The following is a 21,184-nucleotide window of genomic DNA, read 5'->3' as shown; positions in this document are numbered from 1 at the left end:
TGGGATCGGGCGTTTTCTTGAAATTATGCGCAGATTAATTCAGGCCGAGTTTACCACGCAGCGTGGAAAGGTCTTCCGCCAGTGTATTCACAGCAATGGACAGCACTTTGCGGTCAGCTTCTGTCAGCTTGTCGTAGCTCTGATAACCATCGCCTTCCTTGTATTTATCAAGGGTCTGCGAAACAGTGTTGAAGTTCTCATCCACTTTCTTGGTGAATTCCGCTTCTTTGGCTTCGATCAGCGGTCGTACCAGATCGAAAATCTTGCGGGAACCATCAAAATTACCTTTGAAGTCCCAAAGATCAGTATGGCTGTAGCGATCTTCTTCACCGGAGATTTTGGTCGCTGCCACTTCTTCCATCAGAACGGCTGCACCACCAACAACTTTTTCCGGCGGGAAAGTCAAGCCAGCAATACGCTTGTTCAGCTCGCTCACATCAGCCATCAGCTTGTCTGCAACCGGTGTCAGCTCTTCTGTCGAGTTTTTTTCCCACAGACCGTATTCAATACGGTGAAAACCGGTGAAGCCCGGATCCTGCTCGGCCTTTTCCCAGTCGTCAGCGCGGCTGTCGATTGCCACATCCAGATCGCTGAACAATTCGGCAATCGGCTCAATGGCTTCATAGCTCAGACGGGTTGAAGCAAACAGCGATTTCGCTTTTTCAACATCACCGGCTTTCACCGCGTCGGTAAACGCCTTGGTGTCTTCTTCCAGCTTCTGCACTTTTTCACTGACATAGATTTTATATTCTGCCAGCGGCTCAACGAGGTCATAGGTAGTATCTTGCGCGAAAGCCTGAAAAGACAGGCAAGAGGCAAGTACCGAGGCGGCAAGTAAAGATCCAAACTTCATTACAGACGTCCTTCTGATACGCTTCATGTTTTTAGTATTGCAGCCGTTTTAAAACGGCTGTGGGTTAAACTTTGTTATCCGGATGATTGCGGATGGCCTCCACCAGAGTGCTACCGAGATAATCTTTTTCGCTCACAGCACCCGGCAAAATATAGAAATATCCGCCACCGACCGGTTTGATATATTCTTCCAGCGGCTCGCCATCGAGCCTGCTTTGCACGGTGATGAAGCCCTGCTCCAGATCGGCCTGATAACAGATGAAAAGCAGTCCCTGATCGAGCTGACCGGACTTGGTAACACCGTTGGAATAATTGAACGGACGGCGCAGCAGCAGATTTTTTTGTGCTGCGTGACTGCGGTCATTGGCCAGGCGGATATGCGCATCCATCGGTGTGACCTTGCCCTCAGGATCTTTCGTATAATCAGGAACCTGACTTTCTTTGGTGCCGTCGAGCGGCGCGCCGGAATGTTTTTTCCGGCCGAAAATCATCTCCTGCTCCTGCAAAGGCGTGCGATCCCAGCGCTCTACAAAATTGCGGATGATACGCACTGCCTGATAAGAACCATTCATCGCCCATTGTGGTTCCTGATGGGCTTCCCCCACCCAGACGAGCTGGTTCATCAGGCTCTTGTCACCGGCATCAGGATTAGCAGAACCATCACGGAATCCTAAGAAATTGCGCGCGCTTTCCACTTCACCGTTCGGTGACGGCGGAATGACCGGCACATTGCCTTCCTGTTTCCAGCGCAGGAACATCATGTCCGACATGGTTTTGAGAATGTCGCGCAAAGCGTGAATATTAGTGTCCGGCGTATTGGCACAAAACTGTAGCGACAAATCACCGTGGCACAAATCATTGACCAGCGCATCATTCGGAAACTTGGTCATGCGCTGCAACAGCTTCGGCTTATGCGGCTGCAACCACGGATGATGTTCAAAAAGGCTGTCGCCAAGCCCTACGGTCATCGTCAGATTATCCGGCCGGATTTCAGGGCCGATAATACCGGAATCCGCAGGCGGCAGTTTCGGGTCAAGTTCCGGTGGTGTGCCGCCCTGCGTGAGAAAAGCAATACGCTGCGTGAGTGTGCGGAACAGGCGTTCCAGATCGTCCGGTGTTTTAACCAGTACATCAAAAGATGCGACAAGCCCATGTGCCGGGCGCGCATTGGTAATGCCCGACTGATGAATGCCATAAAAAGGCTGCCGCTGATGGAAACCATTGCTGCCTACCGGCGCATCGGTCACGTGATGCTCAACTGTCTGTGGTGCCGGTTGTGACTTAGCAAAAGCACCAGTAACGTTGCCTGCAACGCTGCCGCCCAGAGCCAGTCCCAAACCTTTCAGCACATTACGACGATTTGCGGAGGGTTGTTTATCCGTTTCCTTGGTCATCATTCACTCCAGTCCGATGGCAGCGGCAAGTTTGCTGATGGCAGCACTCAAGGCTTTAGCCTTCTCTGCCAGCGCTTTACGGGCACCGTCATCAATATCTGTATAAGAACGTGTGACTTCACCTGCTGACAGGCCAGCGAGGGTGCTGCGCAGGTCTTGCAAAGCTGCCATAACAGTCTTTGTCTCGTTAGCGGCAGGTTTTTCGCTCAGCGGTTGCAGCAGGGTCAGCGTCTTTTCCACGCCATCGAGCTTGGCGCTGATATCTGTCAGATCGAGATGGGAATAGGCGTTATCACCGCTTAAAATCTGCCCCTCTGCCTGCTGATTAACAAAAGAACTGGTGTTGCGCAGCAGCATATCCGGCGTCAGTTTTGCAGCTTTCAGGCGGTCTTTCAGCGTGCTCAGATCAGCGGTGAGTTGGCTTGCAAAAAGCGCCAACCCGTCCGTGCTGTTAGCCCCCCAGAGGCCGGATTCAATACGGTGGAAACCGGTAAATGCCGGATCATCTTCGCGTTTTTCAAGATAGGTAGCAACAGGATCAATCTTTGCCGACAGATCCGCAAAGCGCCCGCCAGTAACTTCAATACGCTTGTAAGGTGCACGTGCCTGCAAATAAGCTACGCGCGCGGCTTCCAGATCACCGGCCTCAATTGCGGCTTGCAGGGCTTCCGCCCCTTTCAGCATGGCATTGCTCTGCATGGCCAGAAAGACTTTATATTCCGACAACATGCCGATGAAAGCGCGGGTATCAGGCTTTGCTGCCGCAGAGGCTTCTGAATGTTCAGATGGCGTTACAATCAGCTTACCGCGCGGATTCGAGAGCAAGCCGCAAGTAATCTCATACTCACCCGGCATCAATTGCGCACGGAGAATGGATTTCAGTCCCGGAATGATATTTTCCCGCTCTTCCACGACCATCACGCCGTCAAGAATTTCCCACTCCACAGGGCGGTCAGAGCGGTTATGAATTTCAAAACTGTGAAAGCCGGAAGGCAGTGTCAGATTCATCGGATCGCAAGCTTTGGCACCAACCTCAATCGGGATCAGTTTTTCATCACCGGCAGATTTCTTGGTAATGGTTGCATAATAAAACACCCCCCCGGCTGCAATAGCCAGAACAGCAGAACCGGCAACGGCGAGTTTCATCAGGCCAGAGGACTGTGAGGATTGATTTTTACTCATAATAACCTCTTACGCACGTGCTGTTTTTTGAGCGGGCAATGGCCGCAAATAGATCGCCAAAGCTGCAAACAAGAAGATGAAATAGATCGCAACTTCACCGATTGCCGGTGTGTCGTGATAGCCCAGCAGACCGGACATCACTGTACCAAGCGGCGAGGACAGCGGCAGTACATGGCTCATATCCCATGCCGGTGCCTGCAGATAATTCCAGATGCCTGCCTCATGCAAACTACGCAATGCGCCAGACAGCAGTCCTGCCGCGACAAAAATAATCAAGATACCTGTGCAGCGGAAAAATAATCGCAGATTGAGCTTCAAGCCCCCCTGATAAATCAGGAAGCCAAGGACAACGGACACAGCAACACCTAAAAAGGCTCCCAGCGGTGCTGCATAGCCTTCGCTCTGCTGGAAAATCGCCAGCAGGAAGAATACAGATTCCAGCCCTTCACGTGCCACGGCAAAGAACACCATGCCGATCAGCGCCCATGTCGCCGATTTGGCAGCCAGTGCATGTTCAACAGAATGTTGCAATTCATCTTTGAGAGATCGGGCGGCTTTCTTCATCCATAAAACCATGGACATCAGCACAATCACCGCGACAAAGCCGACAACGGCTTCAAATAATTCCTGCATCTTCTGCGGAAATTCAGCGCTGATAATCTGCAATGCCGCTCCGGCCAGAAAGGACAAAGCGATTGCCAGAAAAATACCGACCCATACGGCAGGCATATAGGAAGATCGTCCGGTCTTATTCAGATAAGAAGCAATAATACTTGTGAGAAGAGCAGCTTCCAGCCCCTCACGCAACATAATCAAAAACGGTGCCAACATCGGCTTGCTCTCAGTGTCGTGTAAACGCGTCCAGACGCGGGCGCCTGTGCAACAATAAAGATGCCTGGGCCGGAACAATCACCAATTCAGCAAAAGCAGAGGTCTAAGCAAAGCATAGGAAATATGTGAATTACAGTCACCTTTTACACGAAACAGGTATTTCCGACAATGCAAAAACGAAGTACGCAACTGCATTTTCTATGCTTTTAAAGAACAGAACAAAATTCTTGTCTTTTTATAAAAAACATCCGGTTGAACGCAACGAAACGACTTTTGCAATCCTGTGAGCAGTCCTAATAACAAAAAACCTGCACCGAAGGTTCCGGCGCAGGTTTTAAAACACTATTTTATGCAGGATCAGAAGTCGAACAATTCACCCAGCAGTGATTTCTTCTTACGATATGGCTTACCGTGTCCGTAATCATCATGATCCCGACGGTCGCGATCATGATCGCGGGAGCGTTCATCTGAGCGATGCTCATCCCTGCTGGCAGTGCGCACAGGCTCAGCAGGCACGGAACGCTCAATAATCTTGTCCAGTTCACCACGATCCAGCCAGACACCCCGGCATTTCGGGCAATAGTCGATTTCAATTCCCTGCCGGTCGGACATGACAAGCTCGGTATTATCGATAGGGCAAAGCATTATTGAGGGCCTCCTGTTTGATCAGGATTTGCACTTGGGTTGCAGATTGCGGCTTTTCAAGATGCGTCATCATTATTTCATGAGAGAAAGAACAACAAAACGCATGATATTCTGTGCGGTTGCGGATTAGAGCGCATCCCGAAAAGTGTGAAACGGTTTTCGGAAAAGATACGCGTTAAAACAAATGATGAGAGCGGCGATCTGATCCAATCAGATCGAAACGCGCTCTAATTGTCCGCATCATTCTCCGGAGTGCCGTAATAATTTTTACCCAGTTCAATCGGCTCACGGCCGCGCTCACGACGGGACATATTGGTATCACGCAGGGAGTAAACGCAGCCGCAATATTCCTGCTGATAAAACTCTTCCCGTTTGCTGATTTCAATCATACGGGCAGAGCCACCGGCTTTGCGCCAGTTATATTCCCAGAACGTGATGCCCTCATAACGATTAGCAGCGCGCACACCACAGCCGTTGATCTGCTGTAAATCTTTCCAGCGGGAAATGCTCAGGGATGACGTAATCACCGGAAAACCGTTTTCATAGGCATAAAGCGCTGTACGCTCAAAACGCATATCAAAACACATGGTGCAACGAATGCCACGCTCCGGTTCCCACTCCATGCCGCGCGCACGGGCGTACCAGTTTTCCTTGTCATAATCGACGTCGATAAACGGCACATTATGCTTTTCTGCAAAGCGGATATTTTCATCTTTGCGCAGCAGATATTCCCGCTCAGGATGAATGTTCGGATTATAGAAGAAGATCGTATAATCGACACCGGAAGCAGTCATGGCTTCCATGACTTCACCGGAGCAAGGCGCACAGCAGGAGTGCAGCAGGACTTTTTTGTGACCGTCGGGCGGCGTGAGTTCTGGGCGAATATAATCAGTCATTGGCAAGCTATAGCCAAAGTGTTGGCATCTTCCAACCGGATAATATTCAGCTGCAGGATAAATATAAGCCCGAAGCCTTGCAGCTTCGGGCTTAAAAATCATACTGGAGGGTCTTTTCTTCTTTTGCTTACGTTAGAGCGACCTTGTGTAGCGCCCAAAAGGGGCATGGCGCTCTAGTCAAGTGTTGGCACAATGGTTTTAATGATCGAGCGGTCTAGCTCCTCATATTGATGCAGGCCAATGGCATCATAAAGCTCGGCACGGGTTTGCATTTCATCGACCATTGCCTTGGTTGAGGCATCCCGCTTGAGCGTAGCATAAAGCTTTTCCTGCGCTTTATTGGCAACGCGTAGTGATGATACCGGCCAGATCACCATTTTATAGCCCATTTCTTCGAATTCCTGCGCAGTGAAGAAAGGGGTGCGGCCAAACTCGGTCATATTGGCCAAAAGCGGCACACCCGGCATATGTTTGGCAAATTCACGGAACATTTCTGCCGTGTTCAATGCTTCAGGGAAAATCGCATCAGCACCGGCATCCATATACATCTTGGCGCGTGCAACCGCACCATCCATGCCTTCGCTGGCAGCGGCATCGGTACGGGCAATCAGATAAAGATGACGGCGTGCTTTGGCAGCTGCTGCCACTTTAGCGGCCATATCATCGGCGGTTGCCAGCTTTTTATCATTCAGATGGCCGCATTTTTTCGGTAGCAACTGATCTTCAATATGCACAGCACCTGCGCCTGCATCTTCAAATGTGCGCACCATATGCATGACGTTGAGTGCCTCGCCATAGCCGGTATCACCGTCAACAACGAGCGGCAAACCACTGGAACGGGCGATCTGGCGAATGAAAAAAGCCACTTCATCGACAGTTATAATGCCGAGATCGGGCAAGCCCATCGAAGCTGTCATCGCCGCACCAGACAGGTAAAGCCCTTCAAAACCGGCATTGCGTGCCTGAATAGCCGCCATACCATTATGCGCACCCGGCAGTTGCACAATGCCGGGCTTGTTCATCAATTCACGGAACCGCTCACCAGCGGATTTGGTTGGCAAATCGGAAGCAGATAAATAAGGCATGATACTCACTCAGACTGTCTCAGTTAAATAGACTTGGGAGTTGCTGCGGATCGCTCAAAAATCGGGACAAAGATCAGATTGTCAGGGCCGATATAATTGGCGGACGGACGGATAATCTTGTTATCGATACGCTGTTCGATGATATGTGCTGCCCAGCCGGAAGTGCGGGCAATCACAAACAGCGGTGTGAACATCGCCGTCGGCACACCGAGAATGTGGTACGAAACAGCGCTGAACCAGTCGAGGTTCGCGAACATTTTCTTAGTATCCATCATCACCATTTCAATACGCTCGGCAATGTCGAACATCTTGGTTGTGCCGGCTTCTTCCGACAGTTCCAGTGCGACTTTTTTGATGATCTCATTACGCGGATCAGCAATCGTATAGACCGGATGGCCGAAACCGATCACCACCTGTTTCTGCTCAAGCTGGCGCAGAATATCGGCCTCTGCTTCATCAGGGTCGGCATAACGCTGCTGAATTTCCAGCGCCACTTCATTGGCACCACCGTGTTTCGGGCCACGCAGCGCACCAATGGCACCGGCAATGCAGGAATAAACGTCTGAGCCTGTGCCTGCGATCGTACGGGCTGTAAAAGTAGACGCGTTAAACTCGTGTTCTGCATAGAGGATCAGCGAAATATTCATCGCCCGCACCGCAGCCGGTGTCGGTTCTTTGCCATGAAGAACACGCAGGAAGTGGCCGCCAATTGTATCATCATCGGTTTCAAGCTCCACCCTGCGGCCATGATGGGCGAAGTGATACCAATAGAGAAGCATGGAGCCGAGGGAAGCCATCAACCGATCCGCAATATCCTTGGCACCAGCCTGCGGATGACCGCTGACTTCGGGCAATACACAGCCAAGAACGGAAACGCCGGTGCGCATCACATCCATCGGATGGCTCGCCGCAGGCAGTAATTCGAGCGCCGCCTTCACATTGGTCGGCAGTCCGCGCATGGCCTTGAGCTTTTGCTGATAGGCAATCAATTCGCGTTTGTTCGGCAATGTGCCATGCACCAGCAAGTGCGCGACTTCTTCAAAATCGCATTGCAATGCGAGATCATGAATATCAAAACCGCGATAATGCAAATCATTACCACTGCGTCCGACAGTACAAAGGGCAGTATTACCGGCAACCACGCCGGACAGTGCCACGGATTTCTTTTTTGGCGGCGTTACCGTTGTTTCACTTTCTGCAATGCTCATCATTCTCTCCCTTGGCCGCGTTATGAGTTATCCGGTTCCTCCACCGATAATTCTGCAGCACAGATTGTGCGTTGCGAGATGCAGGCAGGATCATTTCACCCCGCCTGCACAATGTCACTAGAGCGGTTTACGTTCATGTTAGATCGCAGTGCTCGCTCTAGAGTCTTTAGTTTGTCGCATTATCCCGACGTCCAGTTGATCCAACTTGACTGTGAAATGCTCTAGCCCTGCCAGTCGAAAATACCGTGCGCCTTGCCCGGTTCGCATTTGCCTGGCAGCGCAGTAATATTAAGGCCAGCCAATTCATCAGCAGTCAGCTCAGTCAGGCGTTCTACCGTTTTGATGAAACGATCCTGTTCTTGCTGCCCGATAATGCCTTCAGCTAAAGTGCGGAATTTACGGACATAATCTGCGCGTTTGAACGGGCGGGCACCTAACGGATGTGCATCGGCCAGCGCCAATTCATCTTCGATCACCGAGCCGTCCTGCATGGTAATAACCACACGCGCGCCAAAGGCTTTTTCATTCGGATCATGGCTGTGATAGCGCTTAGTCCATGCCGGATCTTCCACCGTGCTGACCTTGTGCCAGAGCGCAATTGTCTCCGGACGTTTGGCACGTTCCGGTGCATAGGAATGCTCATGGTGCCATGTACCGTCTTCCAGTGCGACCGCGAAAATATACATGATCGAATGGTCAAGCGTTTCACGGCTGGCATTCGGATCCATTTTCTGCGGATCATTGGCACCGGTACCAATCACATAATGGGTATGATGGCTGGTATGCAGCACAATGCTGGCAATCTTGGAGAAATCCTTGACACTTGAACGCATACGCCGTGCCAGATCAATCAGTGCTTGGCTCTGATACTCAGCCGAATGTTCTTTGGTATAAGTGTCCATGATCGCGCGTTTGCGCTCACCGATTTCCGGCACCGGCACAAAATATTCAGCTTTCGGACCACCGAGCAACCATGCGATGAAACCGTCTTCACCTTCCCATGCAGGGGAGGGTGCGCCCTCGCCGCGCATAATGCGGTCAAGAGCTTCAACTGCCATTTTACCGGCAAAGGCTGGCGCATAGGCTTTCCAGCTGGAAATCTCGCCCTTACGGGACTGACGCGTGGTGGTAGTGGTATGCAGACCCTGCTGAATAGCCTGATAAATTTGCTCGGTGCTTAAACCCAGCATGGTGCCGATACCGGCTGCAGCCGAAGGCCCGAGATGCGCAATGTGGTCAATTTTAAACTCATGCAAACAAATGCCTTTCACAAGATTGACCTGAATTTCATAGCCGGTGGCAATACCACGTGCCAGCGCGGAACCATTGAGACCACAATGCTGCGCCACGGCCAGCATTGATGGAATATTATCTGCCGGATGGGAGTAATCGGCGGCGAGGAATGTATCGTGAAAATCCAGTTCGCGTACTGCAACACCATTCGCCCATGCCGCCCATTCCGGTGACACACGCTGATCCGCAGGCAAACCAAAAACAGTGGCACCGCGCTTATAAGGATGGGCAAGCGCCTGCATACGGGCACTGACAACCGGACGGCGCATTAGTGAAGCAGCAGCAACGGATGCGTTGTCAATAATGCGGTTGCCGATCATCTCAACCACATCATCATCCAGCGGCACATCATCGGCGGCCATGGCGGCAAACTTCCATGCCAGCTGATCCTCACGTGCCAGATGTTCAGCCGATTTATAGGTACGCACTTTATGGAGTTTCACAGAGATTTCCTTTTCTATCATAGCAAAAACTATGACGGTCCATTTCTGTCATAGCCAAGACTATGACGGCCCACTTCTGTCACAGCAAAGCGCCATGACGACCCATTGTGTAATTTGCGAAGCCAAATGCCCTCTGAAACCAACTATACCGCGACAAAATTTTGCGCCTATGGCTGAAAAAGCGAAGTGACGGCGGTGATTTTTTGTGAAATTGTGAAGTTTGCGAAGTCGATACCGCCTGATGAACAACAGGCATGCATAAGGAACAACATATCTCAGCGTTAATCTGAAAGGTCGGGAGGGCCTGAAGAATGCGTAAAACTTTTGTCGGTATTAAGCTTAAAAAACTGCGGGAAGAGCGTCAGCTTACTCAGATGTCACTGGCCAAAAGCCTTGGCATTTCTTTGAGTTACCTCAATCAGATTGAGAATAATCAGCGGCCGCTGACAGTGCAGGTTCTGCTGCGCCTCAATGAGGCTTTCGGCATTGATGTCCAGCTTTTCTCTGAGGCCGAGGAGGCACGACTGTTCGGTGATCTGCGTGAAGTCTTTGCCGATCCGCGCCTCACTGAGCAGCTTGGCAAAACAGAAATTCGCGAACTCGCCGCCAATATGCCCGCTGTCGGGCGGCTGCTTGTGGAAATGCATAAACAACTGGGCGAAGCGCAGGAGCAATCTGCATATCTTGCGAACCAGCTCGGCAATGACCGCTCTGCCGATTTACCGGTGATGCTCTCCACGCCCTATGAAGAAGTGCGGGAATATTTCTACGCACACCGCAATTATATACCGGAACTCGACCATGAGGGCGAAGCACTAAGCCGCAAGCTCGGCCTGCCCGTCGGCAAAATGAAGCATGCTTTGGCAGAGCGCCTGCTGCAAATGCACGGTGTGCGGCTGGTTGAGCAAGCAGGCTCCGACAATACCGATACTGTTCGTCATTTTGACAAAAGCACCCGCCTTCTCGCCCTGTCTCCGCGTCTGGATGAAGGTCAGCAGGCCTTTCAGCTCGCCACACAAATCGCTTTTCTTGAACAAAAGCAATTACTCGATCAGCTACTGGAAAAGACGACTTTCACCAGCCCCGAAGCATTGGTTTTGGCACGTATCGGCCTTGCCAATTATTTTGCCGGTGCCGTGCTAATGCCCTATATGCATTTTCTGCAAAGCGCAGAGCAATTGCGCTATGATATTGAATTGCTTGAACAACGCTATGCGGTGAGCTTCGAGACCATCTGCCATCGCCTCAGCACACTGCAACGGCCTGAAGCACGTGGCGTGCCGTTCTTCTTTATCCGTGTGGATCGTGCCGGCAATATTTCCAAACGCCAATCAGCCACTGATTTTCACTTTTCGCGTTTTGGCGGCACCTGCCCGCTATGGAATATTTATGCAGCCTTTTCCTCACCGGATCGCATTCTAACGCAACAAGCCGAAATGCCGGACGGACGGACGTATTTCTGGATTGCCAAAATGATCCGCCATCGGCAGGGCGGCTATAAAGCACCATCGAAAAACTTTGCAATTGCGCTGGGCTGCGACCTGCACCACGCCGACCGGCTGGTCTATTCCAAAGGCATGATCCTTGATGATCCTGCCGCCCGCACACCGATTGGGGCAGGTTGCAAGATTTGCGAAAGACAGAAATGTCCGCAACGCGCCTTTCCTGCCCTCTATTCAACAATTCAGGTCGATGAGGCACAGACTAATTTCGCCCCTTATATGACTGCATAAGGCACCCGCACCATGCATAAAGGGCGCTCAAAGCGCCCTTTATTTATAGCTTATCTGCATTATCGCGCAAATCGGTCAACCGGTTCCAGAATTTTTCAATGACGCCACGCTGATTATTTCTGGATCGGTACAAACGGATTTCCAGCGGAATATTCCACGACAGATCAGCACCTTGCACCAGTTGTCCGCTCGCCAGTTCTTCTGCAATCAGACTGCGCGGTACCCATGCCACGCCCCAACCGGCCATTGCCATGCCTTTGAGACCAATCGACATGCTGCCCTCATGCACCAGCCGGTGCTCCGGCATTTTCAATACAAATAATTCACTCAGCAAATGCCCGAAGAATGATGATTTTTCATAGCCGATATAATCGAATGGCTGCTCATCACGGCCAACCATATGCAGCGGATGACCTTCAGTATCCGGCACGCTGATCGGAATAATTTGCTCATAGCCGACAACTTTGTAATCGAACTCAGCAGCATCCAGAAGCAAAGGCACGGATGGATGCACATAGGTCAAAAGAAAATCACAGTCGCCGTCAACAAGGGCGTTCACATTGCCTTCAACACTACCGCTATCTGGGCGCAGGCGGGTGAATAGCGGCGTAGAAACATCGCTGATTTCTTTCAGCCAAGGTGGGAAGAAGGTGAAAGAGAGCGTGTGCAGCGCAATAAAGGAAATTGTCTGCGCTTCAAGCGTCTGATTAGCTTGGAAACCATGGCGCACCTGATAGAGTGACTTCAGCGTTTCCTGCGCAACCGGAATAAATTTCTCTCCGGCCTCGGTCAGACGTGACGGATAAGTTGCACGATCAATCAGTGTCGTACCAAGCCATGTTTCAAGCTGTTTGATACGGCGGCTGAAGGCAGATTGAGTTACGTGCCGCTCATCTGCCGCTTTGGAGAAATTCAAAGTATGAGCAAGCGCCAGAAAGTCTTCAACCCACTTAATTTCCACAATACTGATCCTTCGTCACGATTGCCTGCTTTACATACAGTTATGCAAATTCAGAATAGGCCTTATACGATATGCAGGCATATTTGAACAAGGGCTTACATATACTAGAGCGGTTTACGTTCATGTTGGACCGCAGTGCTCGCTCTAGATTCCTTAGTTTGTCGCATTATCCCGACGCCAAGTTCATCCAACTTGACTGTGAAATGCTCCAGATGTGAGAATGCCCGCTTTGTTAAAGTGCTGATACTTCTACAAAGCGGGCAGGTATGAATAGGCGCGATTTAGCGGGTATATTCCAGCATACGGCTACGGTTCAGCACCAGTTCCACGCGGTTATCGCTCAGGCGATTGATGCAAACACGTTTAACCCACGGGCCGTCATGCAGTGTGAACAAATAGCGGCCATTGCCCAGATCGGTAATCGCCATTGTCTGCTGAACAGGACCTACACCCATAATTACAGTGCCATTGACGATTTCAAAAGCAGCGCCGTAAACCGATTTCCAACTACCGTCGAGTTCATTACCGGCAGGCTTTGGTGCCACCGGATAAAGAACACGTGGCGCATGTCCCAATTCACCTTCCAGCACTTCACCTGTCCAGCGCAGCAGAATTGGCGAGGTAGCAGAACGCGATGAGAACCAGCCATCGCCTTCATCATAAAGGGCATCTTCATTGTCGATATAAGTGACGTTGCCGCCCTTCATCTCAACCCAGTGATGGCCGGCTTCTGTCAGGTAGAAACCATCAGGGATCGTGCTGCCAGCCTGCGGCAAATTACGGCCTGTAAGAGCTGCCATTGCAGCCTGAGCCATTTTGGCTCCGTTGGCATCATCACGGTTGGCGACAACAACAAAACCACACTGATGTTCAGGGCAGATCAGCACAGTGCTCTTATAGCCCGGATGCGAGCCGCCATGGCCAACCAGTTTCAGACCATCAAGCTCAGAAGCGACAAAACCGAGACCATAGGCAGACAGACGACCATCAGCCATTTTGCGTGGTTCGCTGATCTTTTCAATCACACCGGAAAGCTGGCCTTTGCCGCACATCAATGCATGTGCCCATGTTGCCAGCGCCGTACCGCTACCGGTCAGGCTACCGGCCGCAGAAATATAAAGACCGGCTGAACTGAGCTGCCATTTTTTACCATCATGCCAATAACCCGGCACCAGACCATCCACCGGATCATTCCAGACATCCGGTGCTTTCAGCTGTACATCGAGCATTGATACGATTTCACTTTGCAGGTAGTCATCAAAGCGCAGGCCAAGACGTTCCAGCGCAACTTCCACCAGACGATAGCCGGTATTGGAATAAGAGACCTGCGTACCGGCATCAAAATTAAGACGTTCCATCGTTGCATGGAAATCCATCAGCCGGTCATTATGCGTTTCCGTATAGATCGACAGTCCGAGCAAAGTCAGACATTCGCGGGTATCCGGCAGGCCGCCGCTCATATCCAGCGCCCGACCAACGGTCACTTCGCTCAAAGGCTTTTTCAATTCCGGCAGATGTTTGCCCAACGGGTCATCAAGGCTGATTTTATCTGCATGTTTCAAAACCATGGAAACGAAAACATGCTTGGTCACAGAAGCATAACGCACAACGCTGTCAGCGGAAAACGGCTTATGGGTTGCCAGACTTTCCACACCGCTTGCAGTTTGCAAACGGATACCATCCGCATCAAAACCGATAATCACACCGCCCGGCTCATTCGCAGGCCATTGTGCAGTCAGTTTTTGTGCGGTTGATAAGGCGGCGTCCCAGTTCATAGCCATGATCGCTTCTTCCCATGCCCTGTTCGTACAGGTTTTTTAATTCAATTCTGCATAAAGAACAGGCCGGAAAATCCGGCCTGTTGCACTCTCATTACTTCGGTTCTTCAACCGTCACGCTCAATTCGCGCAATTCAGTGGTATGCGGATGGGTGGTGCGGCCTGCGCGCAAATCTTCTGCACTCAGCTGCTCAACCATAATACCATTCTGCATCACACCCACTTCAGGGCAAAGATGGGCAATAACCGCGAGGTTATGGCTTACCAGCACATAGGTCAGGTTGCGTTCATCACGCAAATCCGACAGCAGATTGAGAATTTCCGCCTGAACGGAAACGTCAAGTGCCGAGGTCGGCTCATCGAGCAGCAGAACCTGTGGCTCTGCAATCAGAGCACGGGCAATTGCCACGCGCTGACGCTGACCACCGGACAACTGGTGCGGATAGCGGAAACGTGCCGTCTGCGGCAGAGCCACATCGGAAAGAGCCTGCTTGATACGCCCTTCAACATTGTCGATCTTATGAACCAGCAACAGCTCGCTCAGAATACGGTCAATGGTCTGGCGCGGATGCAGCGAGCCGAACGGATCCTGAAACACCATCTGAACCGAACGGAAAAATTCCGGTGTCCGCTTCAGCGGAGCGTCTTTGCCGTCAAAGGCAATACGTCCGCTCCAGCTTTCATTCAGACCGGCCATCGCACGCAGGATTGTCGACTTACCCGAGCCGCTCTCACCCACGATACCAAAGCTGCCGCCTTTTTCGACGTTAAAAGAAACGCCCTTAACGACCTGCTTGTCACCGAACTGAATTTTCAGATTATCAACTTCAATCATTATTTCAGCCACTCCGGATCACGAGTCATTACCGGCAGACGATCACGCGGATGCGTCAACGACGGAATACAGTTCAGGAGACCCTTGGTATAAGGATGCTGAGCATTATTGAGTTCTGATGCTTTCAGCTCTTCCATCACCTGTCCCATATACATAACCATAACGCGGTCACAGAAATGGGAAACAAGCGGAAGATCATGGCTGATGAGGATCAGACCCATGCCGCGGCTGTCGACGAGATCATCGATCAGACGCAGAATTTCTGCCTGCACAGTCGCATCAAGCGCCGAGGTCGGCTCGTCAGCAATCAGCAGTTCCGGATCCGGTGCCAGCATCATAGCAATCATGACGCGCTGTCCCATACCGCCCGATACTTCGTGCGGATAGGAATAGGCCACTTCACGCGGATTGCGGATTTTCACCTGATCGAGCAGGTCAATTGCCGCTTCCATAGCTTGTTTTTTGCTGCCGCCTTTGTGTGTGCGCCAGGCTTCCGCCACCTGCACACCAATGGTTTTTACCGGATTCAGCGAGTATTTCGGATCCTGCAGAATGAAACCAACGCGTTTACCGCGGATCTGGCGCATCTGCTTTTCAGAAGCTGTGAGCAGATCCTGTCCGTCAAAGCTGAGCTTGTCAGCTTTGACTTCCGCAATATTCGGCAGGAGTTTCATCAGGGCGCGGGCAGTCAGAGACTTGCCCGAGCCGCTTTCACCCACAATACCCAGCTTTTCACGACCGAGTTGCAGAGAGAGCCCCCGTACCGCTTCAAAGCGTGTGGTGCGGGTTTCAAATGCGATCCGTAAGTTTTGAATATCTACCAGCATTTTTACCCTCAATTCTGCTTCGGATCGAGGACGTCACGCAGACCGTCGCCGAGGAAGTTGAACGCGAGTGAAACGAGGAAAATCGCAATACCCGGAATTGTAGCAACCCACCACTGTTCAAAGATGAAGCGTTTGGCTGTTGCAATCATCGCACCCCATTCCGGTGACGGCGGCTGCGCACCCATACCGAGGAAGCCAAGGCTTGCGGCGGTCAGGATGATCGAGCTCATATCCAGCGTAATACGCACAATCAGGCTCGGTACGCACAGAGGTGCAATATGACGCGTGATAATACGGGCAGCGCTGGCACCGGTCAGACGGTAAGCTGCAATATAGTCTGTGTTACGGATGGTCATGGTTTCCGCACGGGCCAGACGCGCATAAGGCGGCCAGGCTGTGAGTGCAATCGCCAGAATCGCGCTTTCAACGCCCGGTTTCAGCGCGGCCACGAAAGCCAGAGCCAAAATAAGACGCGGGAAAGCGAGGAACACGTCGGTTACGCGCATCAGGACTGTATCGACGACACCGCCGAAATAACCTGCCACACAACCGATGATCAGACCAAGCGGTGCCACCAGAATAACAACGGCAATAACCATGCCGAGTGTTACGCGGCCACCATAAAGGATACGCGAGAAAATATCGCGACCCAGCTCGTCCGTACCAAACCAATGCTCGGCAGAAGGTGCCGCAAGACGATTAGCGAGATTTTGAATGCTCGGATCTTGCGGTGCCAGCCACGGTGCAAAAATGGCAATGAAAACAAAGACCGCAATGATGAACAAGCCGATCATCGCCAGCGGATTTGACTTCAGGTTAAGCCAGATACGGTAGCGCCGGCCCCAGAGAGCCTGCGACGGCGAGGACGGAGTTTCGTCCAGCGCCCAGTTATGAAAGTTTGAAAAAATCATCTGACGCGTGGATCCAGTACCTTGTAGAGAATGTCAGCGAGCAGGTTAAGCCCGACATAGATGACACCAATCAGAAGAGTGGCGCCGACGACAGGGTTCATGTCTGCATTCATCAGCGAAACAGTCAGATACTGACCAAGACCAGGCCATGAGAACACGGTTTCGGTCACGACAGCACCTTCAAGCAGACCTGCATAGGTCAGAGCAAGAACGGTCACCAGCTGCACGGCCACAGTCGGGAAAGCATGTTTCCAGATAACGGAAGTGGCGGACAGGCCTTTAGCACGGGCTGTAATGACAAACTCACCTTTAAGCGCATCCAGCATGAATGCACGGGTCATACGGGTGATATAGGCCATGCTGAAATAAGCAAGAATGATAACAGGCTGGGCCATATGCGCGAGCGCATCCCAGAAAGCATCCAGATCGCCGTCGAGCAATGTATCAATCGTCAGAATACCAGTCACATGTGGGATCATGTCCTGAAAAATAATATCCTGACGGCCAGGTCCCGGTGCAATACCGAGCGCGGCATAGAAAACCAGTAGCGAAATCAGCGCCAGCACAAATGTCGGCACGGAATGACCGGCCAGACAGATAACGCGGATCGTCTGATCCGTCAGTGTGCCCTGACGCACCGCAGCCCAGACACCCAGAGGAATACCGATCAAGGCAGCGAGGAGGAGCGCTGCTGTTGCCAGTTCTAGGGTTGCCGGGAAATAGCGGGCAATATCCGTGGTAACAGGATTACGGGTCAGAATGGAATTGCCGAGATCACCCTGCAAAACCTGACCGATATAGTGGAAGAACTGTACGACGAGTGGCTGATCCAGCCCCATCTCCGCACGCACACGCTGAATAACAGCCTCCGGCGCATTATCGCCGACGGCTGCAATCACAGGATCAACCGGCATAACGCGGCCGATCATGAAAGTGACAATGGCAAGTCCGAACAGCGTGATTAACACGCTGCCCAGAGTACCAGTCAGAGTTTTCAGTCTCTTATTCAAGCTTTCGCAATCCCTGCGTAAGAGTGGGTGTCAGACAGAACGCCAAGACGCATGCCAGTCACATCTTTGCGGCAGGCAGCAGTCATGACAGTCTGCAGCATGACAACAAACGGGCTGTTGTTCATGAATTCGCGCTGCAGGTCTTCGTAAAGTTTAATACGTGTTGCAGGATCTTTTTCATCGCGTGCAGCCAGAGATTTCTTAGCGAAATCTGCATTCTGGTAGTTTGAACGCCATGCAAAAGGCTTGCTCTTCGCATCATCCGACAGGTCGGTTACATTGCAGAACACATCCGCATTGGTGTTTGGATCAAAATAGTCCGAACCCCATGAAGTCAGTGCAATTTCATGCTCGCGGGCACGCATTTTGGTGAGAACCTGACGGTTTTCAGCTGCACGCAGTTCCACCTTAATACCAATGTCAGCAAGGTTTGCCTGAATTGCCTGAGCAATATCCGGCCAAGGCTGTGCAGAATAGTGGTCCATGCTGATGGAGAAACCATCGGCCAGACCTGCTTCAACCATCAGCTCTTTCGCCTTAGCGGTATCTTTCTGGAACGGCAGATCGTTTACTGCGCCCGGGAAGCCTTCAGGAATAATAGTCTGGTGCTGCTGATGGGTCAGCGGCACGATGTTTTCCTGAATCCCCTTATAGTCGATCGCCCATTTGATAGCCTGCCAAAGCTTAGGATTGGTCAGCTTTTCAACCTTCTGGTTGAGCGACATCAGGCCGATACCGGCGATACCCTTACGAACCAGCGTAAAGTTTTCGTCTTTTTCAATCACGCGCAGCTGCTCGGAAGTCAGGTTACGGGCAATATCCACGTCACCTTTCTGGAGCATCAGCAGCTGAGAAGAAGGATCAGCAACGTGACGCAGAACGATACGCTTTACATTGCCTTTATAGGCGCCGTGCGCGTTGAGGTTCAGCATAACGCTTTCGCTTGGCTTCCACGCAGCCAGTGTCCACTCAGCGGAACCGGCGCTGTTTTTGCGCAGCCATTCGTTGCCGAGATCGTCGCCGGCAGCATTTTCCATAACCAGTTTCTTCTCAACAACGCTACCAACGCTGGAGGACAGGCAATAGAGCAGGAACGACAGGGAAGTCGGGGTTTCGAGAGAAATCGTCAGTGTGCCAGCTTCAACATTAGCAACAACAGACTGCTCAACATTCTCAGGTGTCAGACCGAACTGACCGATGATGAAAGCAGGACCTTTGTTCATCTTGATCGCGCGGTGCAGCGAGAACGCAGCATCTTCAGCGGTGATCGGATTACCAGTCGCAAATTTTGCATCAGGGTTGATTTTGAAAGTATAGACTTTACCTTCAGCATCGGCTTCCCATGAAGTGGCTACGCCGCCTTCAATTTTTTCAGGGTTTTCATAGCTCGGATGCACAAGACGCTGATACATGTTGTTGCAGATTTCGCTGCCAACCGCTTCAAAGCTCTCATGCGGGTCGAGCGAAGTCATGTTGTCCAGCTGCATTGCCACAACCAGAATATCCTGACGACCGGCAGCGATCGCAGGCAGAAGACCGGCATATGACAGGAACGGAACAGCTGCTGCGCCCGCCAAAAAATTACGTCTTGAAATCACGGTGATTTCCTCTTCCCTATCCGTAAACGCAAGAAACCGGCCGGGTCGCCCCTGCCAGTGGTTAAGTTTTCTAACAGTTTTGCAAATGAGTTATCTTCGCGGGAGATGGTCCACCGGACTGGTTTTATCCCGCTCCGATCCACCCTAAACTGCATCAAAACAAAGTGTATAAGAAAACCGACTAATGTCGTGTTCAATTATCATGAAGCCCAATAACGCGGCCAATGCAGATTTTGCCAGTGCTTATGCACGGTTTGCATGTAAATTTTTGTTTACAACTTCATAATTTTATAAAAAAGTCGTCATGCGCATACTGACTATGGCCTGTACGAAAAGGCATTTGCATTTTTGCGGCAAAATAGTCAGTCTGGCAAATCACGTAATCGCTCGGATTTTAATGGCACAGCGCCGTGAGAATCGCTGCCATTCTCATGAAATGACAGAAAAGCGCTGTTACGACACAGATATATAACAGGATTTATTCCGCTAAATCTTTCTGTTTGCGACATAATTTATGTCAGCACTCAGAAAAAGTAAGGTTCCTCCGCTATGTCCAGCTCCTCATCGGCAGATAATTTCACTCCGGTCTTTGACGGCCACAATGACGTGCTTCTGCGTCTGTGGGCATCAACCGAAGCCAATCCGGTTGACCGCTTTATTGATGGTGAACAGGTCGGTCACATCGACCTGCCGCGCGCTAAAAAGGGCGGTCTCGCCGGTGGTCTCTGCGCAATCTATGTTCCGTCACCTTCGATGGAAAAAGATGCCAATGGCGATTATCCAACCCCGGAACATGGTGAAGCGCTGAGAATCACTCTCGGCATGGCAGCCCTTCTGGCGAAGATTGAAGCCAAATCTGCAGGCGGCCTGAAAATCTGCCGCGACGCCGATGATATCCGCACAGCAATGGCCAATGGCGCATTTGCGTCAGTGCTGCATATTGAAGGTGCCGAAGCGATCAGTGCTGATCTCGATGAGCTTTATGTGCTGCATCAGGCAGGTCTGCGCACTTTGGGTCCGGTCTGGAGCCGCCCGAATATTTTTGCTTACGGCGTTCCGTTCCGCTTCCCGAGCACACCGGATATCGGCCCGGGTCTCACCGATGCCGGCAAAGCTTTGATCCGTGCCTGTAACGAGCTGAAGATCATGGTTGACCTGTCGCACATGAACGACAAAGGCTTCTGGGATATTGCAGCGATTTCCGATGCGCCGCTCGTCGCCAGCCATTCCAATGTGCATACGCTTTGCACACACAGCCGTAATGTGACTGAAAAACAGATGGACGCCATCAAAGAAACCGATGGCCTGATGGGTATCAATTTCGGCGTTTCCTTCCTGCGTGAAGACGGTCAAAAAATCACCGCCACTCCGCTTAGCGAAATGGTGCGCCATATTGATTACATCATTAACCGCATTGGCGTTGATCATGTCGCTCTCGGTTCCGACTTTGACGGCACCACCATTCCGGATGCTCTGGGCAGCGCCGCTGATCTCCAGCTGCTGATCGCAGAATTGCGCAAAGCCGGTTACGATCAGGAAACCATCGACAAGATCGCCTATAAGAACTGGATTCGCGTTCTCGAGAAGACCTGGGCCTGATTATCTCACCCTTGAATTTAATGTTGAAAAGCCTCCGGTCCATTGCCGGAGGCTTTTTTAATTGTACTTATATCCTGAATACGACACACCGAAATTAATATGA

Annotated in this window: 18 protein-coding genes; 2 read left to right on the top strand and 16 right to left on the bottom strand. The window is 51.4% G+C overall.

The window, feature by feature from the left end; all coding sequences use genetic code 11:
• Nucleotides 1-34: 34 nt before the first annotated feature.
• The 9 genes from efeO (QUF18_RS07280) to QUF18_RS07240 form a co-directional block, all read right to left on the bottom strand.
• A complete protein-coding gene (gene efeO / locus QUF18_RS07280; protein ID WP_289386429.1) occupies nucleotides 35-853 on the bottom strand; it encodes an iron uptake system protein EfeO in 819 nt (272 codons plus the stop codon).
• A 64-nt stretch (nucleotides 854-917) separates the two neighbouring features.
• Nucleotides 918-2,246: an iron uptake transporter deferrochelatase/peroxidase subunit gene (gene efeB / locus QUF18_RS07275; RefSeq protein ID WP_374807046.1), complete on the bottom strand. Its 1,329-nt coding sequence runs from the start codon at nucleotides 2,244-2,246 to the stop codon at nucleotides 918-920.
• 3 nt (nucleotides 2,247-2,249) lie between these two features.
• Complete coding sequence (efeO, locus tag QUF18_RS07270) at nucleotides 2,250-3,428, bottom strand: iron uptake system protein EfeO (protein WP_289386427.1); 1,179 nt, start codon at nucleotides 3,426-3,428, stop codon at nucleotides 2,250-2,252.
• 9 nt (nucleotides 3,429-3,437) lie between these two features.
• The gene (efeU, locus tag QUF18_RS07265; protein WP_289386426.1) at nucleotides 3,438-4,259 is read right to left on the bottom strand and encodes an iron uptake transporter permease EfeU; all 822 of its coding nucleotides are present in this window, start codon (nucleotides 4,257-4,259) and stop codon (nucleotides 3,438-3,440) included.
• A gap of 357 nt (nucleotides 4,260-4,616) precedes the next feature.
• Entirely contained in the window at nucleotides 4,617-4,904 is a 288-nt protein-coding gene (locus QUF18_RS07260) for a TFIIB-type zinc ribbon-containing protein (protein WP_289386425.1), read from the bottom strand.
• Between the two features lie 227 nt (nucleotides 4,905-5,131).
• Entirely contained in the window at nucleotides 5,132-5,800 is a 669-nt protein-coding gene (locus tag QUF18_RS07255) for an epoxyqueuosine reductase QueH (protein WP_289386424.1), read from the bottom strand.
• Nucleotides 5,801-5,973: 173 nt separating this feature from the next.
• Nucleotides 5,974-6,885, bottom strand: a complete 912-nt coding sequence (gene prpB, locus QUF18_RS07250; RefSeq protein ID WP_289386423.1) for a methylisocitrate lyase — start codon at nucleotides 6,883-6,885, stop codon at nucleotides 5,974-5,976.
• Between the two features lie 23 nt (nucleotides 6,886-6,908).
• Nucleotides 6,909-8,096, bottom strand: a complete 1,188-nt coding sequence (gene prpC / locus QUF18_RS07245; protein ID WP_289386422.1) for a bifunctional 2-methylcitrate synthase/citrate synthase — start codon at nucleotides 8,094-8,096, stop codon at nucleotides 6,909-6,911.
• Between the two features lie 218 nt (nucleotides 8,097-8,314).
• Nucleotides 8,315-9,829 carry an MmgE/PrpD family protein gene (locus QUF18_RS07240; protein ID WP_289386421.1) on the bottom strand — a complete coding sequence of 505 codons (1,515 nt, stop codon included), beginning with the start codon at nucleotides 9,827-9,829 and terminating at the stop codon, nucleotides 8,315-8,317.
• 311 nt (nucleotides 9,830-10,140) lie between these two features.
• Between QUF18_RS07240 and QUF18_RS07235 the strand changes: the two genes are divergently transcribed.
• Nucleotides 10,141-11,562, top strand: coding sequence for a short-chain fatty acyl-CoA regulator family protein (locus QUF18_RS07235; RefSeq protein ID WP_289386420.1), 1,422 nt, complete (start codon nucleotides 10,141-10,143; stop codon nucleotides 11,560-11,562).
• Between the two features lie 43 nt (nucleotides 11,563-11,605).
• Here the strand turns inward: QUF18_RS07235 and QUF18_RS07230 are convergent, their stop codons facing one another.
• The 7 genes from QUF18_RS07230 to QUF18_RS07200 all read right to left on the bottom strand — a co-directional run bounded on the left by QUF18_RS07230 (nucleotide 11,606) and on the right by QUF18_RS07200 (nucleotide 19,482).
• A complete protein-coding gene (locus tag QUF18_RS07230) occupies nucleotides 11,606-12,523 on the bottom strand; it encodes a LysR family transcriptional regulator (protein WP_289386419.1) in 918 nt (305 codons plus the stop codon).
• Between the two features lie 281 nt (nucleotides 12,524-12,804).
• A complete protein-coding gene (locus tag QUF18_RS07225) occupies nucleotides 12,805-14,304 on the bottom strand; it encodes a serine hydrolase domain-containing protein (protein ID WP_289386418.1) in 1,500 nt (499 codons plus the stop codon).
• A 91-nt stretch (nucleotides 14,305-14,395) separates the two neighbouring features.
• Nucleotides 14,396-15,136 (bottom strand): ABC transporter ATP-binding protein, encoded by a 741-nt coding sequence (locus QUF18_RS07220; RefSeq protein WP_289386417.1) that lies wholly within the window; start codon nucleotides 15,134-15,136, stop codon nucleotides 14,396-14,398.
• Nucleotides 15,136-15,963, bottom strand: a complete 828-nt coding sequence (locus QUF18_RS07215; protein ID WP_289386416.1) for an ABC transporter ATP-binding protein — start codon at nucleotides 15,961-15,963, stop codon at nucleotides 15,136-15,138. Before QUF18_RS07215 ends, QUF18_RS07220 begins: the two co-directional genes overlap by 1 nt.
• An 8-nt stretch (nucleotides 15,964-15,971) precedes the next feature.
• Nucleotides 15,972-16,874 carry a nickel transporter permease gene (nikC, locus tag QUF18_RS07210; protein WP_289386415.1) on the bottom strand — a complete coding sequence of 301 codons (903 nt, stop codon included), beginning with the start codon at nucleotides 16,872-16,874 and terminating at the stop codon, nucleotides 15,972-15,974.
• On the bottom strand, nucleotides 16,871-17,884 hold the full coding sequence (locus tag QUF18_RS07205) for an ABC transporter permease (protein WP_289386414.1): 1,014 nt from the start codon (nucleotides 17,882-17,884) through the stop codon (nucleotides 16,871-16,873). The genes nikC and QUF18_RS07205 overlap by 4 nt, the downstream gene beginning before the upstream one ends.
• Nucleotides 17,881-19,482, bottom strand: coding sequence for an ABC transporter substrate-binding protein (locus QUF18_RS07200; protein ID WP_289386413.1), 1,602 nt, complete (start codon nucleotides 19,480-19,482; stop codon nucleotides 17,881-17,883). Before QUF18_RS07200 ends, QUF18_RS07205 begins: the two co-directional genes overlap by 4 nt.
• A 549-nt stretch (nucleotides 19,483-20,031) precedes the next feature.
• On the opposite strand from QUF18_RS07200, the gene QUF18_RS07195 reads away from it, so the two are divergent.
• Nucleotides 20,032-21,081 (top strand): dipeptidase, encoded by a 1,050-nt coding sequence (locus QUF18_RS07195; protein WP_289386412.1) that lies wholly within the window; start codon nucleotides 20,032-20,034, stop codon nucleotides 21,079-21,081.
• Nucleotides 21,082-21,184: the final 103 nt, after the last annotated feature.

This window comes from Pseudochrobactrum kiredjianiae, from assembly GCF_030362795.1.
Taxonomy (GTDB): Bacteria; Pseudomonadota; Alphaproteobacteria; order Rhizobiales; family Rhizobiaceae; genus Pseudochrobactrum; species Pseudochrobactrum kiredjianiae.
This window is presented reverse-complemented; position numbering and strand designations above follow the sequence as displayed.